Consider the following 5646-nt stretch of genomic DNA (forward strand, 5'->3'; position numbering starts at 1 on the left):
CCCCCGGCCCCCCGCGCGGGCGGGCGCCCGCCCCCCCCGCCCGCCCGGGCCCGCCCCGGGGCGCCCCGGCCGCGCCCCGCCGCGGCCCCCCCCCCCCCGCTACCGGTGGCTGTCACCCGCTCCCCGGTGGGTGCGGACCGTTGGTCCGCACGCCTTGCCCTGCATTCACAATTTGCTACACCGGCCCCGCTAGGCTGGATTTCCACCGAACGTGGCCGGGTGACAACCACGGCAACTTTCGGCACTGTCGTGGTGTCTGAACACCCTGCAGTCTCCCCCTTGGCAAGGCGCCTTCGAGCACGTTCATGAAATTCAAAGCCCCCGCATTCCTGATGGCCCTGGCGCTGGTCGCGCCGTTGGCGCTGGCGGCCAAGGCCGACTCGCCGGCGCTGCCGGCGGCCGCGACCGCCGACCAGGTCACCACCTCCAAGCTGGTCTACGGCCTGCTGTCCGACAGCCGCTACGCCTACCGGCCGCGCGCGCTGGACGAGGCCACCTCCAAGGACGTGTTCAAGCGTTACCTGGAAACCCTCGACGGCGGCAAGCAGTACTTCACCCAGGCCGACGTGACCCGTTTCGCGCCGTTCCAGGCCGGCATCGCCAACGCCATCCGCGGCGGCGAGCTGGAGCCTGCCTTTGAAGTATTCGCCGTCTACAAGCAGCGCGTCGGCGAGCGCGTCGGTTACGCGCGCAAGCTGCTGAAGCAGGAACCGGACTTCACCACCGACGAGCGCTTTGAGTACGACCGCAAGGACGTGCCGTGGGCGGCCAGCAATGCCGAGCTCGATGAGCTGTGGCGCAAGTCGGTCAAGAACGACTGGCTGCGCCTGAAGCTGGCCGGCAAGAAGTCCGACGACATCCGCAAGACCCTGGACAAGCGTTACGCGACGCTGGAAAAGACCGTCAACGAGCTGAAGGGCGAGGACGTCTTCCAGTTCTTCATGAACGCCTACACCAGCGCCGTCGACCCGCACACCGACTACTTCACCCCGCGCACCGCCGAGAACTTCAACCAGGCGATGTCGCTGTCGCTGGAAGGTATCGGCGCGCAGCTGCAGCGCCAGGACGACATGGTGGTGATCCGCGAGATCATCGCCGGTGGTCCGGCCGCCGTGGACGGCACCCTGAAGCCGGGCGACCGCATCGTCGGCGTCGGACAGGGCAAATCCGGGCCGGTGGACGATGTGATCGGCTGGCGCATCGATGACGTGGTGGCCAAGATCCGTGGCGCCAAGGACACCCAGGTCCGCCTGGAGTTCATCTCTGCAGAGGACGGCGTGGACGGCAAGCACCACACCCTGCTGCTGACCCGTCAGAAGGTGCGTCTGGCCGAACAGGCGGCCAAGGGCGAGACCATGACCATCCCGGGCAAGGATGGCCAGCCCGAGCGCAAGGTGGGCGTGATCAAGCTGCCGACCTTCTACCAGGATTTCGAAGGCCGTCGCCGCAATGCCGCCGACTACGCCTCGGCCACCCGCGACGTGGCCAAGCTGCTGGCCGGCTTCAAGAACGACAAGCTGGACGGCGTGGTGCTGGACCTGCGCAACAACGGTGGTGGTTCGCTGGATGAAGCCATCGAACTGACCGGCCTGTTCATCGAGCAGGGCCCGGTGGTGCAGGTGCGCGAATCCGGTGGCCGCGTCACCGTCAACAGCGACCGCAACCAGGGTGTTGCCTGGGACGGCCCGCTGGCCGTGCTGATCAACCGTGGCTCGGCCTCGGCCTCGGAGATCTTCGCCGGTGCCATCCAGGACTACGGCCGTGGCCTGGTCATCGGTGAAACCAGCTTCGGCAAGGGCACCGTGCAGAACATCGTCGACCTCGACCGCTGGCCGAGTGGCGAGACCCAGCGCTTCGGCCAGGTGAAGCTGACCATCGCGCAGTTCTTCCGCATCAGCGGCAGCAGCACCCAGCACAAGGGTGTGGTGCCGGACCTGGCTTTCCCGGCCAGCGTCGATGCCACCGAGTTCGGCGAAAGCACCTACGACAACGCGTTGCCGTGGACCCGCATCGCCGCCGTGCCGCACACCCAGTACGGCAACTTCGCGCCGCTGCTGCCGAAGCTGGAAACGCGCCACGAAGCCCGTATCGCCACCGACAAGGAATTCCAGTGGTGGAACGAGGACGTGCAGCAGTTCCGCACCGAGGCGGCCAAGAAGTATGTCTCGCTCAATGAAGCCACCCGCCTGGCCGAGCGTGAGCGCCAGGACAAGCAGCGCAAGGACCGCCAGATCACCCGCAAGGAACTGGGCCTGGCCCTGGACCCGCTGGCCGATGACAGCAGCGATGACGGACTGACCGGTAACGAGCGCGACATCGTCAAGGATGCCGCCCGCGAGAAGGCCGCCGAGAAGCGTCCGGACCCGCTGCTGCGTGAATCGGCGTCGATCCTGTCCGATGCGGTGAACCTGCTGGAGACCGACCGCCCGCTGTCGGCCCAGGTGCTGCCGCAGTCCACCGGCGCCGGCCGCTGGGCCGACTGACCCGCCGCTGACGTGAAGTACCCCACGGGGCCGGCATTGCCGGCCCCGTTTGTTTTTCCGTCAGCGCCAGCCCATGCTCGGCGGACGTCGATGAACCGGGAGCAACGGGGGCGGGGGCTTCGACCTGGCGCACACGGCCCCGGGTCTACCCTTAGGGCTTCCGTTCTCGCAGGAGTACCCATGCGGGCCTCCCGTCTTTCGCTGTCCCTGCTGGCCGTGGCCAGCACCCTGGCCCTGGCCGGTTGCGGTGGCCGTGCTGCCGACAACAGCCTGCTGCGCGAATCCTTCGATTCGGGCGACACCTTCTCGCGCACTGTCGATGGCCGCCCGGCCGAGGCCTGCGAAGCGGCACGCCGCACCCTGCTCAGCCAGGGCTATGCGATCGCGCGTGCCGACGATGGGCAGGTGGAAGGCAACAAGAATTTCCAGGTGCGCGAGGACGACCATGAGCAGCTGGTGCTGCGCATTTCCTGCGCACCCCGCGGCAGCGAGCAGGCGCTGGTGTTCGTCAGCGCCGTGCAGGACCGGTACGCGCTGAAGAAGAGCCCGACCTCGGCCAGTGTCGGCGTGGGTGCGCTGGGCTCGGTGTCGCTGCCGTTCGGCAGCAATGACGATTCGCTGGTCAAGGTTGCCAGCAGTACGATCACCGATTCCGATTTCTATCGCCGCTTCTTTGACCGCCTGCACCAGTACCTGCCGGCGGCCGCAGCGGCGAAGCCGACGCCTGCGGCGGCCCCGCAACCGGCGGCGGTGCAGGAGCCGGCACCGGCGGCCGTACCGGCCCCTGAGCCCGCGGCACCGGCCACCCCCACGCCCGCCGAGCCCGCCCCGCAACCTCCAGCCGACCAGGGCTGACGATGAAGGGCAGGGCGCTGGGGCTGGCCCTGCTGCTGGGTTGGCCCGTGCTTGGCAGCGCCGCCACCGGCGCGTGCGCGCAGGGCCTGCTGCAGCGGCTGGGCTGGCGCTTCGAAACTGCCATGATCGAGGCGCCGAGCATCCACGGCGGGCCGGTCTGCACGCGCGCGTCGCTGCAGGCCGCGCAGCAGGCCGGCGACCTGCAGGTGCGCTGGCCGGCGTCGATGACCGACGACGCGCGGCAGGCCCTGTTGCAGCGCCTGCTCGACGACCCGGCCACGCTCTGCGCGTATACCTTCGAGCTGGGCGCAGCGGCGCAGCGCGCGGCGCAGGCGCTGCAGGACAACCCCGGGTTCCGCTTCAGTGGCCTGCAGCTGGGCTGGATCGGCTTCGGCGCACGCGGCGCGCCTGCGCAGGGCTGGCAGAACACCCGCAGCTTCGGACGTGGCTACACGCCGCTGGCCGGCAACAGCCGCGCGCTGGACGCGTTCTACACCGGCAGCGTGCGCGCCGAATGTGGCGTGGGCCGCCAGGTCGCGCAGCTGGCCACCCAGCGCGAGCTGTACGGCGATGCCGCCTTCGATGCCGAATTCGCGCCCGCCGAGCTGTCGATCGGCACGTTGCTGGGCCTGCACGACACCGACAGCATCCTGCTCGGCGCGCAAGCCGGTGAGTTCTTTGCTGATGGCAAAGCGGTGCGTACTGCGGCGATGGGCCGTACGGCCTTCCTCGGCGTGCCTGGTTTCATCGAACACGTGGGCGACGTCGCCACGCTGGACGACCTGAGCAACCAGGCCGAGAACTTCATCGTCGTCGACGTGGGCGCAGACGCCGCAGAGGCATTGGCCGCGCACGGCGGGCTGGCCTGGTACGACCAGCGCAACGCCGAGATCTGGAAGCTTGCGCAGAGCCTTCCGCGGCTCGGCCGCCGCTATTTCGAACGCCTGTTGTACGAACGCGACCCCGGCCTGCGCGCGCAGCTGCAACCGCGTTTCCAGGCCACGCTGGCACGGCTGGACCAGCTGCTGGACGATCCGTTCTACCAGCAGTTCGTGATCTATGTGCACCCACGCGGTATACGTCCCATCGGTTACCACATCATCCGCCTGCTCGACCGCAACCCACGCACGTCGTTTTCCATCGACCTGGCGTTGCACAATCTGCATACCACGCTCTTTCGGCGTTGGCGCGAGGCGCAGCTGCGCCACTGCGCGGCGACCGGCCGGCCAGGCAGCCTGACCCTAGACCCCAACTGAAGGTGAAACAATGGACATTGCAATGATCGGCCTCGGTCGCATGGGCGCCAACATGGCCCAACGCCTGCATCGCGGCGGCCACCGCGTGGTCGGCTACGACCCGGGCGAAAGTGCCCGCCAGCGCGCCGCCGAGGCCGGCCTGGAGGTCGTCGACTCGCTGGCCGCGGCGGTTGCGGCACTGCCGGTGCCGCGCGTGGTGTGGCTGATGGTGCCGGCCGGCGAAACCGTCGACCAGACTCTGGGCCAGCTGACCCCGCACCTGGCCGAAGGCGATATCGTCATCGACGGCGGCAACTCCAACTACCAGGACTCGATCCGCCGCGCCAAGGCGCTGGCCGAGGATGACCTGGGCTACGTCGACTGCGGCACCAGCGGTGGCGTCTGGGGCCTGCAGGAAGGCTACAGCCTGATGGTCGGTGGCAACGCCGAGGTGGTGGAGCAGGTCGCGCCGCTGCTGCGCACCCTGGCCCCGGCCGAAGATCGTGGCTGGGGCCGTGTCGGCCCGTCCGGTGCCGGCCACTTCACCAAGATGGTCCATAACGGCATCGAGTACGGAATGATGCAGGCCTATGCCGAAGGCTTCGCGCTGATGGAGCGCAAGCAGGAGATGGAACTGGACCTGGCCCAGGTGGCCGACGTCTGGCGTCACGGCAGCGTGGTGCGTTCGTGGCTGCTGGACCTGAGCACCGAGGCGCTCAAGCGCAATCCGTCGCTGGATGGCATCGCCCCGTACGTCGAGGATTCCGGCGAAGGCCGCTGGACCGTTGCCGAAGCGATTGCCCTGGACGTGCCCGCACCGGTGATCACTCTGTCGCTGCTGGAACGCCTGCGCTCGCGCGAATCCAATTCGTTCACCGACCGCCTGCTCTCGGCGATGCGCAACGAATTCGGCGGCCACGCCATCAAGAAGTCGTAAGCATCACGACGGATCGGTAGCGGGGGGGGGGGGGGGGGCCGGGGCGCCCCGGCGGTGGGGGAGCGCCCGGGGGGGGCGCGCCCCCCCCCGCGGGGGGGGGGGGGGGTTGGGGGCCCGGGGCCGCGGCGCGCGCGCC

General features: G+C 69.2%; 4 protein-coding genes. All 4 read left to right on the top strand.

Annotation, left to right across the window (positions count from 1 at the left end):
* The first annotated feature begins 305 nt into the window (after window positions 1-305).
* The 4 genes from AC1VXD_RS19655 (at window position 306) to gnd (ending at window position 5510) form a co-directional block, all read left to right on the top strand.
* Window positions 306-2483 carry a carboxy terminal-processing peptidase gene (locus AC1VXD_RS19655; protein ID WP_482993458.1) on the top strand — a complete coding sequence of 726 codons (2178 nt, stop codon included), beginning with the start codon at window positions 306-308 and terminating at the stop codon, window positions 2481-2483.
* A gap of 180 nt (window positions 2484-2663) precedes the next feature.
* The gene (locus tag AC1VXD_RS19660; RefSeq protein ID WP_482993459.1) at window positions 2664-3338 is read left to right on the top strand and encodes a DUF2242 domain-containing protein; all 675 of its coding nucleotides are present in this window, start codon (window positions 2664-2666) and stop codon (window positions 3336-3338) included.
* Window positions 3339-3340: 2 nt separating this feature from the next.
* The gene (locus tag AC1VXD_RS19665; RefSeq protein ID WP_482993460.1) at window positions 3341-4594 is read left to right on the top strand and encodes a hypothetical protein; all 1254 of its coding nucleotides are present in this window, start codon (window positions 3341-3343) and stop codon (window positions 4592-4594) included.
* A 10-nt stretch (window positions 4595-4604) separates the two neighbouring features.
* Window positions 4605-5510, top strand: coding sequence for a phosphogluconate dehydrogenase (NAD(+)-dependent, decarboxylating) (gnd, locus tag AC1VXD_RS19670; RefSeq protein ID WP_482993461.1), 906 nt, complete (start codon window positions 4605-4607; stop codon window positions 5508-5510).
* The last annotated feature ends 136 nt before the right edge of the window (window positions 5511-5646 follow it).

Source organism: Stenotrophomonas sp. STEN054, assembly GCF_056854535.1.

Bases quoted from the DNA above. Each gene is read 5' to 3' on its own strand.
- AC1VXD_RS19655 (WP_482993458.1), top strand. From the start codon at position 306: ATGAAATTCAAAGCCCCCGCATTCCTGATGGCCCTGGCGCTGGTCGCG.
- AC1VXD_RS19660 (WP_482993459.1), top strand. From the start codon at position 2,664: ATGCGGGCCTCCCGTCTTTCGCTGTCCCTGCTGGCCGTGGCCAGCACC.
- AC1VXD_RS19665 (WP_482993460.1), top strand. From the start codon at position 3,341: ATGAAGGGCAGGGCGCTGGGGCTGGCCCTGCTGCTGGGTTGGCCCGTG.
- gnd (WP_482993461.1), top strand. From the start codon at position 4,605: ATGGACATTGCAATGATCGGCCTCGGTCGCATGGGCGCCAACATGGCC.